The sequence below is a fragment of the Novosphingobium sp. YAF33 genome (assembly GCF_052113265.1).
Lineage (GTDB): Bacteria > Pseudomonadota > Alphaproteobacteria > Sphingomonadales > Sphingomonadaceae > Novosphingobium.
The window spans coordinates 340,613-356,117 of sequence record NZ_JBFRCW010000002.1 but is presented as its reverse complement, the minus strand read 5'-3'; the positions used below and the strand labels follow the sequence as shown (position 1 = coordinate 356,117).

The 15,505-nt window shown below is 66.0% G+C and carries 14 protein-coding genes; 8 read left to right on the top strand and 6 right to left on the bottom strand.

The features are described from left to right. Window positions 1-28 precede the first annotated feature (28 nt). Window positions 29-781, bottom strand: a complete 753-nt coding sequence (locus AB4Z00_RS05795) for a hypothetical protein (RefSeq protein WP_442045280.1) — start codon at window positions 779-781, stop codon at window positions 29-31. A gap of 238 nt (window positions 782-1,019) precedes the next feature. Here AB4Z00_RS05795 and ykgO point away from each other — a divergent pair, with 238 nt between their 5' ends. The 6 genes from ykgO to AB4Z00_RS05765 all read left to right on the top strand — a co-directional run bounded on the left by ykgO (window position 1,020) and on the right by AB4Z00_RS05765 (window position 6,291). Further along, window positions 1,020-1,145 carry a type B 50S ribosomal protein L36 gene (gene ykgO, locus AB4Z00_RS05790; RefSeq protein ID WP_021235112.1) on the top strand — a complete coding sequence of 42 codons (126 nt, stop codon included), beginning with the start codon at window positions 1,020-1,022 and terminating at the stop codon, window positions 1,143-1,145. Window positions 1,146-1,243: 98 nt separating this feature from the next. Continuing rightward, a complete protein-coding gene (locus AB4Z00_RS05785; RefSeq protein ID WP_442045279.1) occupies window positions 1,244-1,960 on the top strand; it encodes an HAD-IA family hydrolase in 717 nt (238 codons plus the stop codon). Window positions 1,961-2,143: 183 nt separating this feature from the next. After that, window positions 2,144-3,592 (top strand): circularly permuted type 2 ATP-grasp protein, encoded by a 1,449-nt coding sequence (locus AB4Z00_RS05780; protein ID WP_132267428.1) that lies wholly within the window; start codon window positions 2,144-2,146, stop codon window positions 3,590-3,592. A gap of 28 nt (window positions 3,593-3,620) precedes the next feature. Then, complete coding sequence (locus AB4Z00_RS05775) at window positions 3,621-4,568, top strand: alpha-E domain-containing protein (RefSeq protein ID WP_132267426.1); 948 nt, start codon at window positions 3,621-3,623, stop codon at window positions 4,566-4,568. A 13-nt stretch (window positions 4,569-4,581) separates the two neighbouring features. Then, complete coding sequence (locus AB4Z00_RS05770) at window positions 4,582-5,448, top strand: transglutaminase family protein (RefSeq protein WP_132267425.1); 867 nt, start codon at window positions 4,582-4,584, stop codon at window positions 5,446-5,448. 60 nt (window positions 5,449-5,508) lie between these two features. Continuing rightward, the gene (locus AB4Z00_RS05765) at window positions 5,509-6,291 is read left to right on the top strand and encodes a proteasome-type protease (protein WP_132267423.1); all 783 of its coding nucleotides are present in this window, start codon (window positions 5,509-5,511) and stop codon (window positions 6,289-6,291) included. Between the two features lie 36 nt (window positions 6,292-6,327). Here AB4Z00_RS05765 and AB4Z00_RS05760 read toward each other — a convergent pair whose 3' ends face one another. The 3 genes from AB4Z00_RS05760 to AB4Z00_RS05750 all read right to left on the bottom strand — a co-directional run bounded on the left by AB4Z00_RS05760 (window position 6,328) and on the right by AB4Z00_RS05750 (window position 12,021). Further along, a complete protein-coding gene (locus tag AB4Z00_RS05760) occupies window positions 6,328-7,971 on the bottom strand; it encodes a family 43 glycosylhydrolase (RefSeq protein ID WP_442045278.1) in 1,644 nt (547 codons plus the stop codon). 62 nt (window positions 7,972-8,033) lie between these two features. Beyond that, window positions 8,034-9,074 carry an alpha/beta hydrolase gene (locus AB4Z00_RS05755; RefSeq protein WP_442045277.1) on the bottom strand — a complete coding sequence of 347 codons (1,041 nt, stop codon included), beginning with the start codon at window positions 9,072-9,074 and terminating at the stop codon, window positions 8,034-8,036. Window positions 9,075-9,132: 58 nt separating this feature from the next. Further along, the gene (locus AB4Z00_RS05750) at window positions 9,133-12,021 is read right to left on the bottom strand and encodes a TonB-dependent receptor (protein ID WP_442045276.1); all 2,889 of its coding nucleotides are present in this window, start codon (window positions 12,019-12,021) and stop codon (window positions 9,133-9,135) included. 351 nt (window positions 12,022-12,372) lie between these two features. On the opposite strand from AB4Z00_RS05750, the gene AB4Z00_RS05745 reads away from it, so the two are divergent. Together AB4Z00_RS05745 and AB4Z00_RS05740 are read left to right on the top strand one after the other, a co-directional pair. Then, window positions 12,373-13,683, top strand: coding sequence for a pectate lyase family protein (locus AB4Z00_RS05745; RefSeq protein WP_442045471.1), 1,311 nt, complete (start codon window positions 12,373-12,375; stop codon window positions 13,681-13,683). A gap of 17 nt (window positions 13,684-13,700) precedes the next feature. Then, on the top strand, window positions 13,701-14,114 hold the full coding sequence (locus tag AB4Z00_RS05740; RefSeq protein ID WP_442045470.1) for a cupin domain-containing protein: 414 nt from the start codon (window positions 13,701-13,703) through the stop codon (window positions 14,112-14,114). 106 nt (window positions 14,115-14,220) lie between these two features. On the opposite strand, the gene AB4Z00_RS05735 is transcribed toward AB4Z00_RS05740, so the two are convergent. After that, complete coding sequence (locus AB4Z00_RS05735) at window positions 14,221-15,078, bottom strand: acyl-CoA thioesterase (protein WP_442045275.1); 858 nt, start codon at window positions 15,076-15,078, stop codon at window positions 14,221-14,223. Further along, on the bottom strand, window positions 15,075-15,503 hold the full coding sequence (locus AB4Z00_RS05730; RefSeq protein WP_134093726.1) for a MerR family transcriptional regulator: 429 nt from the start codon (window positions 15,501-15,503) through the stop codon (window positions 15,075-15,077). Before AB4Z00_RS05730 ends, AB4Z00_RS05735 begins: the two co-directional genes overlap by 4 nt. Window positions 15,504-15,505 lie beyond the last annotated feature (2 nt).

Genomic DNA, 15,505 nt, shown 5'->3' with positions numbered 1-15,505 from the left:
GGCAGGCACGTGCCCCGGCGCGGCACTTTCAGCCCTGGGGGGCGGACACGCCTACCGGGTCGGCCTTGGGGAAGCCGTCGAACAGGGCGGCGGCCAGCTTGCCGGCAATGCGGTAGTCCGGCCAGTTGTCGTCGCCTTCGCGCGTGGCGATCGTGGCATAGCCTTCCCACAGCACTTTGCCACTCGCCTTGTCGACGATCCGGGTGTCGAGCCGGGTGCCGATCAGCGCCGTGCGGGGCTTGGTGAGGTCCACGTTCACGGCCAGCCCGTAGGCCGAGCCGCGATTGCTGACGCCCATGGCCGCGGTGCCGCTGACCGGATTCCGCTTTTCCTCGGCAGGGGTCAGGACCTGGCGGCTGATCTTCAACTCGGCCACTTGCCCGCCATTGTCTTCCTTGTGCTGGGTGTCGTAGCCCGCGCCGACGAGGGCATCGACGATGGCGGCCTCATAAGCGGCGCGCTCGGCGCCGGGGACCCACTGGCCTTCGCCCGAATCGGACTGGACCGAAACCACGCCGTGGCCGAGATCGGCCGCTTGCGGATCCTGGGCCACGAATCGGCTCACTTCCACGCGGCCTTCGCGCGAATCCTTCGTGCGGCTGGAGGACATCGGCGCGCCGACCGGGCCGCCCATCAGCGGGTCGCCCCCTCGATCGCCCCAGCCGGAACCCCAGCCCGAACCATAACCGCCACCCCAGCCGGGACGGGCCTGAAGCGCGGGAGCGGCAAGCAGCGTTGCGACCATTCCAGTAGCGAAAATCGCGGTTTTTAGCGTCTTCATTGTTCGTTGGGGTCCGAAAAGGCGATTGGCGAAGAATCGGTTGGGTCGCACCCGAACCTGGGTTATGGGCGCTTGCGATTGCCTTGGGATGAACGGCAAAACGAAGCTCTTGCACGAGGTGGAATGGCCCCTCGGGCTTGACTTTGCAAGCCGCTCCCACTAACGGCGCCACTTCCTATTTTGCGGCGGCCCCAGTTTGCTTGGTGCAACCGCCGGACCACGCAAGACGAGACTAGACATGAAGATTACGAACAGCCTGAAGTCGCTCAAGGGTCGTCACCGGGACAACCGCGTGATCCGCCGTCGCGGCCGCACTTACGTCATCAACAAGACCAACCGTCGCTTCAAGGCCCGCCAGGGCTGATTCGTCTGTCTGTCCCTGCCATCGGGCGGGGATGACCAAGGCGGACGGGCGATTGCGTCTGACGACATGAGGCCCCCGCCAGGTGCGGGGGTCTTGTCATGTCTGCTGTCCAAGAAAACCATCCTGCCGAAGCGCGCGGGCCTGTAGCGGCGCCTGTAGCGGCCGTCGTGTTCGATGTCGGGCGCGTCCTCGTCGAGTGGGACATGCGCCTGCTTTTCGCCAAGCTGATCCCCGAGCCGGAGCGGCTGGACTGGTTCTGCACCACCGTCGTCACCGAGGAATGGCACTTCGAGCATGATGCCGGGCGCGACCTGGCGGAACTGGTGGCCGAGCGAAAGGCCGCGTTCCCGGGCAACGACGCCCTGATAGACGCTTACGCCACGCGGTTCCTGGAAACGATCCCCGGCAACGTCCCGGGCAGCCACGACATCGTTCGCGAGCTTGCGGCACAGGCCGTGCCGCTCTTTGCCATCACCAACTTCGCCAGCCCGTTCTGGCGCGAGTACCGCGCGGTGGAGCCGCTGTTCGACCTGTTCGGCGATATCGTCGTCTCCGGGGACGAGAAACTGGCCAAGCCCGACGCGCGCATCTTCGACCTGGCGGCGAAACGCTTCGGCCACGACCCGCAGGCGATGCTGTTCATCGACGACAATGCCGCCAACATCGCTTCGGCGCGGGCGCTGGGCTGGCAGGTGCATCATTTCCACGGCGCCCCGGCGTTGCGCGCGGACCTGACGGCGCGGGGCCTGCTGGAAGCCCAGGCAAGGCGAGATACCAAAGCCCCGGAGATTCCCGCGCCAGGATCAGTGAATTAGCCAACTGCACTTAGCACCTGCAGCGCACGCATTCGCTGCCGGAGATTGCGCGGGAAAGCGTGCTCCAGACCAAATCGGTCCGAATTCTGCCGATCCGCGCAGGAATTTTTCTTTCGCACTTGCAGCGTAACCGCTTGGCAAGCTCGTTTCCGTGTTGCATCACGTGGACAAACGGGAGTCACAATGACGGCTACGGGCGGAACCAACTACGACGAGATGCTCAACGAGGATGGGTCGGTGAGACCTGCCTACGCCGACTTTCGAAAATGGTACGACTCGCAGGACAAGGCCTGGCTGAAACGGCAGGACGCCGAGGCGGAGCGCTTCTTCCGCCGCATCGGCATCACCTTCAACGTCTACGGGAACGATGCCGCCGAGGAGCGGCTCATTCCCTTCGACATGATCCCCCGCATCATCACCGCCCGCGAGTGGCGCAAGCTGACGCAGGGCATCGAGCAGCGGGTGCGGGCGCTCAATGCCTTCCTGCAGGACCTCTATCACCGCCAGGAGATCATCCGCTCCGGCCGCCTGCCGATCTCCGCGCTCCGCAACAATGAGGCGTTCCTGTCGCAGATGATCGGGATGACGCCGCCGGGGGGCGTCTATACCCATATCGTCGGCATCGATCTCGTCCGCACCGGGCCGGAAGAGTTCATGGTGCTGGAAGACAATGCCCGCACGCCGTCCGGCGTCTCGTACATGCTCGAGAACCGCGAGACGATGATGGCGATGTTCCCGGAGCTGTTCACGCGCATCCCGGTGCGCCCGGTTTCCGACTATCCGCGCCGTCTGGCCCGCTCGCTGCGGGCCTGCGCGCCGCCGGCGTACGATGGAGGAAAGGGCGGCGGCACCCGTCCGACCGTGGCCGTGCTGACGCCGGGCATCTACAATTCCGCTTATTTCGAGCACGCCTTCCTGGCCGACCAGATGGGCGCGGAACTGGTGGAAGGCCGCGATCTTCGCGTGGTGGACGGCCGAGTCGCCATGCGCACGACCACCGGCTACAAGGCGATCGACGTGATCTATCGCCGCGTCGACGACGACTATCTCGATCCCCTGAGCTTCCAGCCCGATTCGGCGCTGGGCGTTTCGGGGATCATGGACGTCTACCGTGCGGGCGGCATTACCATCGCCAATGCGCCGGGCACCGGCATCGCCGACGACAAGGCGATCTACAGCTACATGCCCGAGATCGTCGAGTTCTATACCGGCGAGAAACCGATCCTGGCCAATGTGCCGACCTGGCGCTGCTCGGAAAGCGATTCCCTGGCCTATGTGCTCGACAATCTGGCCGAACTGGTGGTCAAGGAGGTCCATGGCTCGGGCGGCTACGGCATGCTGATCGGCCCGGCCGCCTCGAAGAAGGAACTGGCCGATTTCGAGGCCAAGCTGCGCGCACGGCCGGACAATTACATCGCCCAGCCGACGCTTTCGCTATCCACCGTGCCGATCTTCACCAAGGAGGGACTGGCGCCGCGCCATGTGGACCTGAGGCCGTTCGTGCTGGTTTCGCCCGAAGGCATCGACATCACGCCGGGCGGGCTCACCCGCGTGGCGCTGAAGAAGGGATCGCTGGTGGTCAATTCCTCGCAAGGTGGCGGCACCAAGGATTCGTGGGTGCTGGACGAATGAGGGCTATGGGACGGGTGAGGGCGCGCTGATGCTGGGACGGGCCGCCAACGGCGTATACTGGATGAGCCGCTATCTCGAACGGGCGGAAAACACCGCGCGCCTGATCGACGTGGGTTTCCACCTCGCGCTGACGCGGGGCAACAAGCATTCGCAGGACGAGGAGTGGAAGTCGGTCCTGACCACCACCGGGCTGGTGGGGAACTATTGCCGCGTCCACGGTGGGTTCAACGGGCCCCAGGTGTTCAACTTCCTGCTGCGGGACAAGGACAATCCCGGCTCGGTCCTGGCCATGGTCGAGAACGCGCGCACCAATGCCCGCATGGTGCGCAACAGCCTGACCAACGCCGTATGGGAAACCACCAACGAAGGCTGGATGCATTTGCGCGACCTGCTCGCGCGGCCGGTTCGGGAGACCAACCTGGGCGAAGTGCTGGGCCAGATCCGCCGCACCGGCACGCTCGTGCGCGGGGCGCTGGAAGGGACGATGCTGCGCAACGAGGTGTTCAACTTCTCGCGCATCGGGACGTTCATCGAGCGGGCGGACAGCACCGCGCGCATCCTCGACGTGAAATACTACGTCCTGCTGCCCTCGGCGGCCTGGGTCGGCTCCAGCCTGGACAATGTGCAGTGGGACACGCTGCTGCGCTCGGTGGCGGGCAACCGTGCCTATTCCTGGCTCAACGCCGGCGCCATGGACTCGCGCGGGATCGCCCGGTTCCTAATCCTGGACGGGCAGTTTCCGCGCAGCCTGGTCTTCTGCTACGACAAGCTTCGCAGCAACATGGCAGGCCTCGCCAAGGAATATGGCGGAGAGACATCCGCGCACGCGCTTCTGCGCGCCACCGGCGGCGCGCTTCAGGAAACCTCGATCGAGGCGATCTTCGAGATGGGCCTGCACGAATTCCTGCAGGATTTCATCGGCAAGACCAGCCGGCTGGGCAGTGCCATCGCCGCCGATTACCGCTTCAACGAATAGGACGGCTTGTTCCATGCTTCTGACCGTCACGCACACCACGCGCTACGCTTTCGCCGCTCCCGTCACGCACGGATTGCAGCGGCTTCGGCTGCGGCCCAAGACCACTCACGGGCAGGAAGTGCTCGACTGGACGATGGAACTGACCGGCGCGCGCCACGAGGTGGGCTACGACGATCAGCACCAGAACCACACCTCGCTCGTTTCCATCGAACCGGGCGCCCGGGAAGTCACCGTCACCTGCGCGGGCACGGTGCGCACGAGCGACAACAACGGCATCACCGGCGCGCATGGCGGGCATGCTCCGCTCTGGTGCTTCCTGCGCGCGACGCCGCTGACACGCGCCGGCAAGGGGGTGCGTTCGCTGCTGGCCTCCGTCGATGCCGACAAGTCGGACCTCGTGGGGTTCCTCCATGTCCTTTCCAGCGCCATCGCCGCGCGCGTTGCCTATGTGCCGGGCGCCACGGACGTGCGCACGACGGCGGAACAGGCGCTGACGGCAGGAAAAGGCGTCTGCCAGGACCACGCCCATATCTTCATCAGCGCCGGGCGCCTGCTGGACATCCCGATGCGCTATGTCGGCGGCTATCTGCGCATGAACGACCGGGTGGAGCAGGATGCCGGGCACGGCTGGGCAGAGGCGCATGTTCCGGGGCTGGGCTGGGTCGGATTCGACGTTTCCAACGCGATCTGCCCGGATGAAAGGTATATCCGCGTAGCCAGCGGCTCAGACTATGCAGAGGCGGCTCCGGTTACGGGTGTGGCCACGGGCGCGGGGGAAACCCGGCTGGACGTGCATTTGTCCGTGGAGGAGAACCTGCTAGGACAGCAGCAGCAACAGCAGTCCGCAGACGGCGGGCAGCGGCAGATACAAGGCGGCTGAAACGGCCGCGGTCCCGTGAATGGTCGCGCGGGACGCAGGAATTCAGGGGTTTTTGATTCCATGACCTATTGTGTAGGCATGATGCTGGATCGCGGACTCGTCTTGATGAGTGACACCCGCACCAATTCGGGCGTCGACAATATCTCCACGTTCCAGAAGATGTATCACTGGGAAATCCCGGGAGAGCGCATAATCACCCTGATGACGGCGGGCAACCTGGCCACCACCCAGGCGGTCATCAGCCAGCTGGAAGAACGCAACAAGGCCCCGGCGGAGCGGCACAATTCCCTGCTGGAAGCGCCCACCATGTTCCAGGTGGCCACGGTGGTCGGCAATCTCCTCCAGGACATCATCACCGAGCGCGCCAGCGACAATGGCCAGAAGGCGGCGACGGGCACCTTCAGCGCCTCGATGATCGTGGCCGGGCAGATCAAGGGCATGGAGCCGCGGCTTTTCCTGATCTACCCCGAGGGCAATTTCATCGAAGCCAGCTTCGATACGCCCTTCTTCCAGATCGGCGAAACCAAGTACGGCCGCCCGATCCTGATCCGCGGCTACGACCGGAGCATGACTTTCGAGCAGGCGGTGAAGCTGATGTGCGTCTCCTTCGATTCGACCGTGAAGGCGAACCTATCGGTCGGCCTGCCGCTGGACCTGCTGGTGCTGGAACAGGACCGCTTCACCCCCCTCCACGACCGGCGGATCGAGCCGAACGATCCGTATTTCCAGTCGATTTCGGACGGCTGGGGAGAGGCGCTGCGTCAGGCGCTGGATGCTCTGCCGGACTACCGGATGGAAACCAGGCTCGATACCTCGGGCAATGGCGGCACCGGAAAGTCCTGAGCGTTCAGCGGCGCGGCTCCCTCCGCCGCGCCGAACTCAGTCCTCCAGCGCCGTGAAACGGAAGTCGCGGAACGTCGCTTCGCCGGGACCGGCCGCATAGAGGCCGGGCCGGAGCATCAGGAAACCGCCGCGCACATTGTGGTGGTAGCCCGAAACTTCCATGCCGCGATCGAAGCGCTTCCAGATGCGGCCGCCGTCTGCCGAGGTGTGGAAGGCGATGATGTGCCGCCGGTTGGTGAGGCGCATTCTCATGCGGCCACCATGGGGATTGGYGGGCCGGCCGCGCTCGATGCCATATTGGTGCGTGACGAAGCGCGTCTCGTCGAAGCCGAGGCCGGCGTAGAGCTTGTCGTCGTAGAACAGCAGCAGGCCCGCCGTGCCGCCGGGGGCCAGTTCGATGTCGCATTCGAACTGATAGCTGGTGTCGCCCGCAATCAGCAGCAGTGGCGAGCCGCTCGACGGGGCCAGGCCCTTGCCTTTGAGATGCAGGGCGCCGTCCGCGACGCGCACGCGGGCCGCCTCGTCAGGCGCGGGACGGAAGAACGACCATTTCGAACCCATCGCCAGCGGCTTGGAGAAATCGTCCGACAGCGCCATGCCGTGAGGCAGGGGATCGGCCACTTTCGGCGCGGGCAGCGGCTGCGACAGGTCTCCGCCGGTCATCCTGAACCAGCCGTCCGGCGTCCATTCGATCGTGTCGAGCAGGCATTGGCGTCCGAGCGTCCAGAAGCCGTTCTCGAAGCCATGGTAAAGCGTGTACCACCGCTTGTCCGGCCCTTCGACCAGCGAGGCGTGGCCGCGCGACCACCAGGCTTCGGACTGGCTTTCGGTGCGGACCAGCGGATTGCCGGGGTGCTGTTCCCAGGGGCCATGGATGGAGCGGGCGCGGGCGGCGATTACCATATGGCCGGTGGGCGGCCCGGCCGTGCCGCCCACTGCCGTGAGCATGTAGAACCAGTCGCCATGGCGGTGGATCTTGGGGCCTTCGGGCGAGAAACCTTCCACGTCCCAATCCTCGGGATAGTGCCAGGGATCGTAGACGTGCTCGACTTTGCCGGCCAGCGACAGCCCGTCTTCGGAAAGGCGAATCCGGTCCCCGCCCGAGAGGAACAGCCAGCGCGAGCCGTCCTCGCCCACGGCATGGCAGGGGTCGATATGGTCATGCAGGCCCAGCGGCTTCGGGTCGCTCCACGGGCCGTCGATATGATCCGCCCAGATCACGTAGATCTCGTTGGGCTCGGCCTTGACCGGGATGTAGAGGAAGTAGCGTCCCTCGTGCTTCTCCAGGCTCACCGCCCATACCGAGCCGATATTGCGGGTCAGCGCCGGTTTGCGGGGCTGCCAGTTCACCAGGTCGCGGCTGTGCCAGATGGTGAGGCCGGGGTAGGAATCGAAGCTGGAGAACGTGAGATAATAGTCTTCGCCGTCCTTGAGGATGGCGGGGTCGGGCCGGTCGCCCGAAAGGACGGGATTGAGCATCCTGCCGCCGCCGAGGCTGGAAACGCGCTGGTTGTCGAAGCCGCGGCGCCAGTTGCGGGCGGGCGCCGCCGGGGAGGACGGCGGAGCGCTACCCGTTCCGGGCGCCTTCGCGGCAGCCTCTCCACTTGCGAGAGTGGGGGCCGCAAGGCCGATGCCGCCGAGCAGGGCGGTCTTGAGTGCGTCGCGTCTGTCCATCGTCATCCCATTCTGCCCCGAATGTTTCGGCCGGTTCCTTCCGGCCATTTACCTCAGCCCCAGGTACTTCAGGCCAGGCCGACCGAGCGCGCCCAGGCCCGCCAGAGATCGGGCCACGCCTCGACCGGCTTGCCGATCGTGCCGCGCAGCCCGAAGCCGTGGCCGCCTTGCGCGAAGAGGTGGGTTTCCACCGGCACGCCCTGCGCGCGGAGCGCGGCGCGCAGGCGCAGGCTGTTGTCTACCGGGACGACGGGGTCGTCCTCGGCGTGAAGCAGGAAGTGCGGCGGCGCGCCCTTGGGCACCGTGCGCTCCGGCGAGTGCGCGGCTTCCAGTTCCGCTGTGGGCGCGGGGCCGAGCAGCAGGTCGCGGGATCCGGCATGGGCAATGGCCGGGTCCATCGAGACCACCGGATAGACCGGGGCCGCGCAGAACGGGCGCGCTGAAAGTCTGTCCGCCGCATCGACCGGCGCGTAGACTTTCGCGTCGAAGCGGGTGGAGAGGCTGGCGCAGACATGGCCGCCGGCCGAAAAGCCCATGGCGGCGACGCGCTCCGGCTGGATCCCGAAGTCTTTCGCACGGTGGCGGATCAGGCGCATGGCGCGCTGGGCATCGGCCAGCGGCACGTCCTGCCGATCCGCCCAGCCTTCGCCGGGGAGGCGGTAGAACAGCACGAAGGCCGTGAAGCCGCGCGCGGCAAGCCAGCGCGCCACTTCGTAGCCTTCCTTGTCGATCACGACGAGCCGGTAGCCGCCGCCCGGGGCGAGCAGCACCGCCGCGCCGTTGGGCCGGTCGGGCCGGAACACCACCATGCGCGGATGGGTGGTGCCGGTGACGGAGCGATCGTTGACCTGCCCATTGGCAGAGCGTTCGGTGACGGTTTCGACCGGCGGCGCTCCGGGCATTCCCGGCGCGCCTTTCGGCCAGAGGTCGATCGTTTCGGTGGGTTCCGGCAAGCCTGGCGGCGGCGCCTTGGCGGCATCGGCCGGGGGCGGTGTCGTGCCGGTATCGCCCGGCCTTCCGGTTTGGGCCAGGGCCTGGCCGGCGCTCAATCCAGGCAGCAGCCCGGAGGCGAGCGAAGCCGCCATGAACGATCGGCGGTCGATGGTCATGGCGGCTTCCTCTTCGTTATTTCAGTTCATGGCATTCGGCAGATGTATCGGCCGAACGTCAATACTTTGCGCGCGCGCCGAACAGGATCGTGCGGCCGAAGTGGTTGTTTTCGTAGTTGCGCTCCGCGAAGACGTCATTGAAGCGATAGCGATAGGCATCGGTCAGGTTGTTGCCGTCGATCGAGAGTTCCAGCCACTCCGTGGCCTTGTAGCGGATCGCCGCATCGATGCTGGTGTAGGAGCCATAGCCTTCGAAGATATTGCCCGTGGCGCTGGTCGCATCCACGAAGGGCCCGCGATAGCTGACCGAACCGCGAATGCTGAACTTGCCGTCGTCATAGTAGAGCGTGGCGTTGGCCGCCTTCTTGGATACGCCCAGCAGGGTCTGGGTATAGACCGCCGAGACGCCGGTGAGGGCGCAGGCACCTGTCGTGGCGTTGCGGGTACAGGCCGAAGTGGCCGGGCCGGTGATCGTGTAGTCGGCCTTGCTCTTGATGAAGGTGGCGTTGCCCTGGAAGCCCGTGTGGCTGAGGATGCCGGGCAGGAAAGTGAAGGGCAGTTGCAGGGCCACTTCCACGCCCTTCAGCGTCGCGCCCTGGCCGTTGACCTGCGAGGAGACGACATATTCCTGGTTGGGATCGTAGTTGATGTAGGCAGGCGTGCTCTGGCCCAGCACGTCGCGGCCGAGGCCGAGCTGCGGCAGGGTGGCCACGTAAGTGCCGGCGACCGGGAAGCTTTCGATCTTCTTGATGAAGGCCGCCACCGACAGCAGGGCTTGCGGGGCGAAGTACCATTCGGCCGAAAGGTCGAAATTGGTCGCGCGATAGGGATCGAGGAACGGGTTGCCGAACGTGACGCGGTAGTTGAAGCCGTCCACCGAGCCGCCCGGGTTGAGGTTGCCCAGCGAAGGCCGGGTGATGACCTTGGCGATGGCGCCGCGCAGGATCACGTCATGGCGCGGGTAGAGCGCGATGTTCATGGCCGGGAGCCAGTCGTCGTAATTGCGCTCCACGGTGGCGGCGACGCCGGCGGTGTAGCCGGTCGATTTCTGGCCGGTATGGGCATAGCGCATGCCGAAGTTGCCGGCATATTCGAGCCCGAAGATGTCGCCCTTCACGTCGAACTGGAGGTACCCGCCCGACGTCGTCTCCTGCACGCGGCGGTTGTTGCCCAGGTCCTCGATGGCGGTCCGGCCATAGAGGTTGGTATAGTCTGCCGCATTGGCGATGTTGGCGACGAGCCAGGAATCGGTGGTTCCGTTCGGCTGGCCCGCGTCTCCCAGGTTGGCGACTTGCGAGATGTCCGAAGTGACGGGCAGGCCGTAGACCGAAGCCGAGCAGGTCACCTGGCCGAGGATCAGGTCCTTCGTGCCGTTGGCGCCGCAGGCGGCGGTGTCGCGCTGGAACAACTGGGTGCGGAAGTTGTAGCGCCGCCAGACCGCGCCGGTCTTGACCGTGAAGCCTTCGGCAAGGTCCCACTCGGTGCGCAATTGCGCGGTCTTGAAGCGGTTCTTCACATAGGAAGGCCGGTCGCGGATTTCGGCGAGCTGGAAGTTCGCCGGATTGGTCACGTCGAGGCCGTAGTTCAGCACCGGCGTCTTCATGTCCGAATAGTCGTAGCTGAAACCGTTGGCGTTGCGGTTGTCATAGGCGAAAGTCGTTTCGACCGGGATGTCCGCGTTCGATTGCGACATGCCGCCCAGCAGGGTGAAGCGGAAGCTGTCGCTGACGTCCTGGTCCAGCGTCGCGCCGATCTGGTAGAATTCGGTCTTCGACTTGCGCAAGTAGCTTTCCGTGCGGACATAGGCGTTGTTGAACGTGGCGCTGACCATGTTGCCGTTGTCGTCGTAGACCGGGTCCACCACGTCGAAGCGGCGTTCGTTGGAGCGGGCGAGCACTTCCAGCCACTGTTCCGCGCGGTCTTCCTTGAACGAGGAATAGAGGCCGTCGATCGAGAGCTTGGTGCGGTCGGTCGGCTCGAACTGGATGGATCCGGTCAGGCCCAGGCGCTTGCGGTCATGCTCGACCACGCCGTAGCGCGGGATGCGCGGGTGGAACGAGAGCGAGGCGGCGTCGCAGGCGGCGGAGGGGCGATAGCCGCCGCCCGTGCTGACCGGGTTGCCGCCGGTCGGGCCGACGTTGGAATAGTAGCACGGCGTGCCGTTCACCGAGTTGAAGTAGGCCTGGGCCCAGCGCACCGAGTTGTTGCCGGTTTCCAGCGTGTCGGTGTGCGAATAGGCGGCCGAGAGATTGACGCCGAACGTGCCCGCGTCGTTCCTCCAGGACAGCAGGCCGGCGATGCGCGGGCCGACATTGTCCGACAGGTCGTTGTAGGAACCCTGGACGTTGAGCACGGCGGAAAGGCCGGCCTTGCCCGCCAGCGGGTTGCCGGTGTTGAGGTCCACCACGGCGCCCAGCGAACCTTCATCAAGGCTGGCTTCGGCGGTCTTGTGGACCACCAGGCTGCTGAACAGTTCCGAGGCGAAGACGTTGAAGTCGAACGAACGGTCGCGGTTGGCGGAGGCGCCGTCGGAGCTGGTGGCGATGGTCTCCAGGCCGTTCACGCGCACGCGGGTGAACTGGGCGCTGAGGCCGCGCACGGTGATCGCGCGGCCTTCGCCGCCGTCCTTCTGGATGGAGATGCCGGGAATGCGCTGGAGCGATTCGGCAAGGTTCTGGTCGGGGAACTTGGCCATGTCCTCGGCCACGACGGCATCGACCGCGCTGACCGATTCCCGCTTCACGTTGAGCGCGGCTTCCAGCGACTGGCGGAAGCCGGTGACGATGATTTCCTGGGCGGTCGTGCTGTCCTGCGGGGCCGTCTGGGCGGCGGCTCCGGTATTGTCTGCGGCCGTGTCCTGCGCGAAGGCGGCGTGCGGCAATGCCAGCGCGCTGCCCGCGACCAGCGCTGCCTTCAGTAGCGAAATCCTCGAAACATGCCTTTGCATGATCACTCCCCCTGTAGCCTTCCGGCTCACTGGCCTTCTCAGCCTATTGATACCGGTGTCAAAGAGGATCGCGCCTTGGGCGCTTCCTTTCTCCGGCACCTGCTCCCAGTACCTTGCGGTACTTTCCTCAACGCCTTTGCGGCGCACTCGATTGAACTGCGTATCGTCCTTGTCGCGCAATCGTCAGTTCGTTCTTGCCGGTCTTGGTAACCGGTGTCATTAGTTATTGCCGCAGGGACACCACCCTGTCAAGAACGCTGTAACAAGCCTGGCAAGAACCGGATCAAACGGGAGAGAGCAGTGAAAGCAACGAGGCAGTTCGGCCGTCTTACCCTGGCCGCATCGGCCGCCATTCTGGCGATTTCGGCGGTCTCCCCCATGGCGATGGCGCAAGCGGCAGACCCTACGAAAGGCGGCGACGGGGGGCGAATCATCCGCGTCACCACGCTCGCCAAGGATGGCCCCGGATCGCTCAGGGCGGCGGTCGAGGCGAAAGGCAAACGCACCGTGGTGTTCGAGGTGGGCGGCGTGATCGACCTGGGGCGCACGGTGCTGGAAATCGATGAGCCCTATCTCACCATCGCCGGGCAGACGGCGCCTTCGCCGGGCGTGACGATCGTGCGCGGCGGGATCGACCTCAAGGGGCACGACGTGAAGATCAGCCATCTTCGCGTGATGACCGGGGTGGATGGCCAGCCCAAGCTCTCCGGCTGGGAGGCCGATGCCTTCTCCACCGTCGCCGYGCACAATGTGGTGATCGAGCATTGCAGCTTCTTCTGGGCGATCGACGAGAACATGTCGACGTCGGGTCCGCGCTTCAACGGCAAGACCGTGAAGGAATGGCGCGAGGCCACCAGCCACGACGTGCTGTTCCGCGAGAACCTGGCCGCGGAAGGGCTGGCCGACGCCAGCCATCCCAAGGGCGAGCATTCCAAGGGCTCGCTGGTGCACGACAACGCCACCGGCATCGTTTTCTACCGCAATGTCTGGGCGCACAACATGGAGCGCTCGCCGCTGGTGAAGGGCGGGGCGCAAGTGCTGATGGTCAACAACATGATCTACGATCCCGGCCACCGCGCGGTGCACTACAACCTGATGAACCTGGAATGGGCGGGCCATCCCTATGTGACCGGAGAGATCACGGCCGTCGGCAATGTCATGCGGGCGGGCAATTCCACCGCGCCGGGCTTGCCGTTCCTGACTCTGGGCGGCGACGGCGACCTCGCCTGGTTCAGCAAGGACAACATCAACGTCGATCGCTGGGGCAATCCCGCGCCGATGCTCGGCCGCTACGGCGTGACCAAGGCCAAGGTCATCGAAGCGCCGGCACCGCTCGCCAGCCTCGACGGCTACAAGGTCATGCCCGCCGCCGATCTCGAAACCGACCTCCTCGGCTCGGTCGGCGCCCGCCCGTGGGACCGGGCGCCCGACGACATCCGCGTGCTGTTTTTCGTGGCCGAGGGCCGCGGCGAAGTGATCGACGACGAGAAAGTCGTCGGCGGTTATCCGCATCCGGCGCCGACCCAGGCCGCCTTCGTGGAGAAGGACTGGAATCTCGGCACGATGACGCCGAAGTCGGGCCTCTATCCCGGGCAGAAGGCCGGACCGCAGGAGAAGCTCTCCGCGCGGGACAGGGAAATGCGCGAAGGGGCGGTGAAATGATCACGGGGCTGCTGCTGATGGCGGCTTCCACTGCCGGCGGCCCGGCTCCGACTCCACCCTCGGCCCCGCCCATGGCCGTCATCGACGAAAAGGACACCGTGCGCGAGGAAGCCCCTCCGCACGGCGCCATCGGCATGAGCACGGCCTATCGCATTTCGGATGCCGTGCCCGCACCGCGCGCGATGGAGTTCCGCCGCCGTGTCCTGCACAAGGGCGCGGCCATCGGCGCGCATCCCATCGCGCACGATGAGGTCTATTACGTCCTGTCGGGCGAGGGCGAAGTGGTGTCGGACGGCCAGCGCGCGGTGCTGCGGCCGGGCATGACGGCCTATCTCTACAACGGCGCGGTCGTGGGCATCTGGCAGCGCGGCGAAGCACCGCTTTCGCTCGTCATCGCTTATCCCAACCCGCCCGTGGCTGCCGGAAAGTAAGGCACCCCGAGGCATTCCAAGCGGGGCACCGGCTTTTTTCTCCACCCGATCATGGGCTTGGAGAAATGGCCGGCGCCCTGAAGTCGGCGAATTCCCGAGCGGACTGTCAGGCCTGGGGCTTGACGCGGAGCAGGCCCTCCTGCGCGACGCTGGCGACCAGTTCGCCCGAGCGCGTGTAGATCGCGCCGCGGGCAAAGCCGCGGGCATGGCCGGACCAGGGGCTGTCCATGGCATAGAGCAGCCAGTCGTCGATCGGCGGCGTCTGGTGGAACCAGATCGCGTGGTCGAGGCTGGCGCCGGTCACGCCGGGCGAGAAGAACCCCAGCCCGTGGGGCATCAGCGCCGTGGAAACGAGCGCGAAGTCGCTGGCATAGGCCAGGAGCACCCGCTGCATCGTGTCATCGCTGCCGAGCGGCCGGGCCAGCCGGAACCATTCCTGGCGCTGGGGCAGATCGCCGCCGCGCACCGGGGGGCAGGGGCGGATGTCGAAGGCCGCGAGCCGGTCCAGCAGGAAGGACGGCAGCTTCTGTCCGGCAGCGGCCAGGGCGTCCCGGAAATCCGGGCACTCGTCCGGTGCCGGGACGTCCGGCATGGGCACCGCGTGGGACAGTCCTTCCTCGGGCCGGTGGAAGGAAGCCGCCAGGTTGAGAATCGGCTTGCCGCCCTGCATGGCGACCACGCGGCGGTTGGAGAAACTGCCACCGTCGAAGTCAGGCAGGACGCGGTAGATGATCGGGCGGGCGGAATCGCCGGCGCGCAGGAAATAGGCGTGGAGCGAATGGGCCTGCCGCTCGGGATCGACTCCGCGCGCGGCGGCGGCCAGCGCCTGGGCCACGACCTGGCCGCCATAGACGCGGCCCATTTCCTCGGCGGAGGCGGCGCCTCGGAAGATGCCGGTATCGATCTCTTCCACGTCGAGGAGGTCGCGCAGTTCTTCCACGGCGCGGCGGGCGTCTTCACTCATGGCTGGTCTCCGGGCCGTTCTTCAGGCGGGGCCGATGCCGGGCCGCTGCGGACTTCCACCGGCATGCCCTTGAGCCAGGCCAACGACTGCCGCTCGATGGACAGCAGTTCTTCCAGCGTCTGTTCGATCGCGGTCTTCTGCTGGCGCAGTTCGTCGATACGGTCGGTAACCCGGGTCAGTAGCGCGCGGACCTGTTCGTGGTGTTCGGGATCGACGTCGTAGAGGTCGAGGAATTCCTTGATCTCGCGGATCGAGAAACCGAGCCGCTTGCCGCGCAGGATCAGCTGCATCCTGCCCATTTCGCGGCGCGAATAGATGCGGGTGGTGCCGACGCGCTGCGGGGCGATCAGGTCCTTGTCTTCATAGAAGCGCAAGGTGCGCATGGTCACGCCCAGTTCGGTGGCGGCTTCCTGGATGCCGAGCATGT

Coding starts and splice junctions, on each gene's coding strand:
- AB4Z00_RS05795 (WP_442045280.1), bottom strand. CDS start 781: ATGAAGACGCTAAAAACCGCGATTTTCGCTACTGGAATGGTCGCAACG.
- ykgO (WP_021235112.1), top strand. CDS start 1,020: ATGAAGATTACGAACAGCCTGAAGTCGCTCAAGGGTCGTCACCGGGAC.
- AB4Z00_RS05785 (WP_442045279.1), top strand. CDS start 1,244: ATGTCTGCTGTCCAAGAAAACCATCCTGCCGAAGCGCGCGGGCCTGTA.
- AB4Z00_RS05780 (WP_132267428.1), top strand. CDS start 2,144: ATGACGGCTACGGGCGGAACCAACTACGACGAGATGCTCAACGAGGAT.
- AB4Z00_RS05775 (WP_132267426.1), top strand. CDS start 3,621: ATGCTGGGACGGGCCGCCAACGGCGTATACTGGATGAGCCGCTATCTC.
- AB4Z00_RS05770 (WP_132267425.1), top strand. CDS start 4,582: ATGCTTCTGACCGTCACGCACACCACGCGCTACGCTTTCGCCGCTCCC.
- AB4Z00_RS05765 (WP_132267423.1), top strand. CDS start 5,509: ATGACCTATTGTGTAGGCATGATGCTGGATCGCGGACTCGTCTTGATG.
- AB4Z00_RS05755 (WP_442045277.1), bottom strand. CDS start 9,074: ATGACCATCGACCGCCGATCGTTCATGGCGGCTTCGCTCGCCTCCGGG.
- AB4Z00_RS05750 (WP_442045276.1), bottom strand. CDS start 12,021: ATGCAAAGGCATGTTTCGAGGATTTCGCTACTGAAGGCAGCGCTGGTC.
- AB4Z00_RS05740 (WP_442045470.1), top strand. CDS start 13,701: ATGGCGGCTTCCACTGCCGGCGGCCCGGCTCCGACTCCACCCTCGGCC.
- AB4Z00_RS05735 (WP_442045275.1), bottom strand. CDS start 15,078: ATGAGTGAAGACGCCCGCCGCGCCGTGGAAGAACTGCGCGACCTCCTC.
- AB4Z00_RS05730 (WP_134093726.1), bottom strand. CDS start 15,503: ATGCTCGGCATCCAGGAAGCCGCCACCGAACTGGGCGTGACCATGCGC.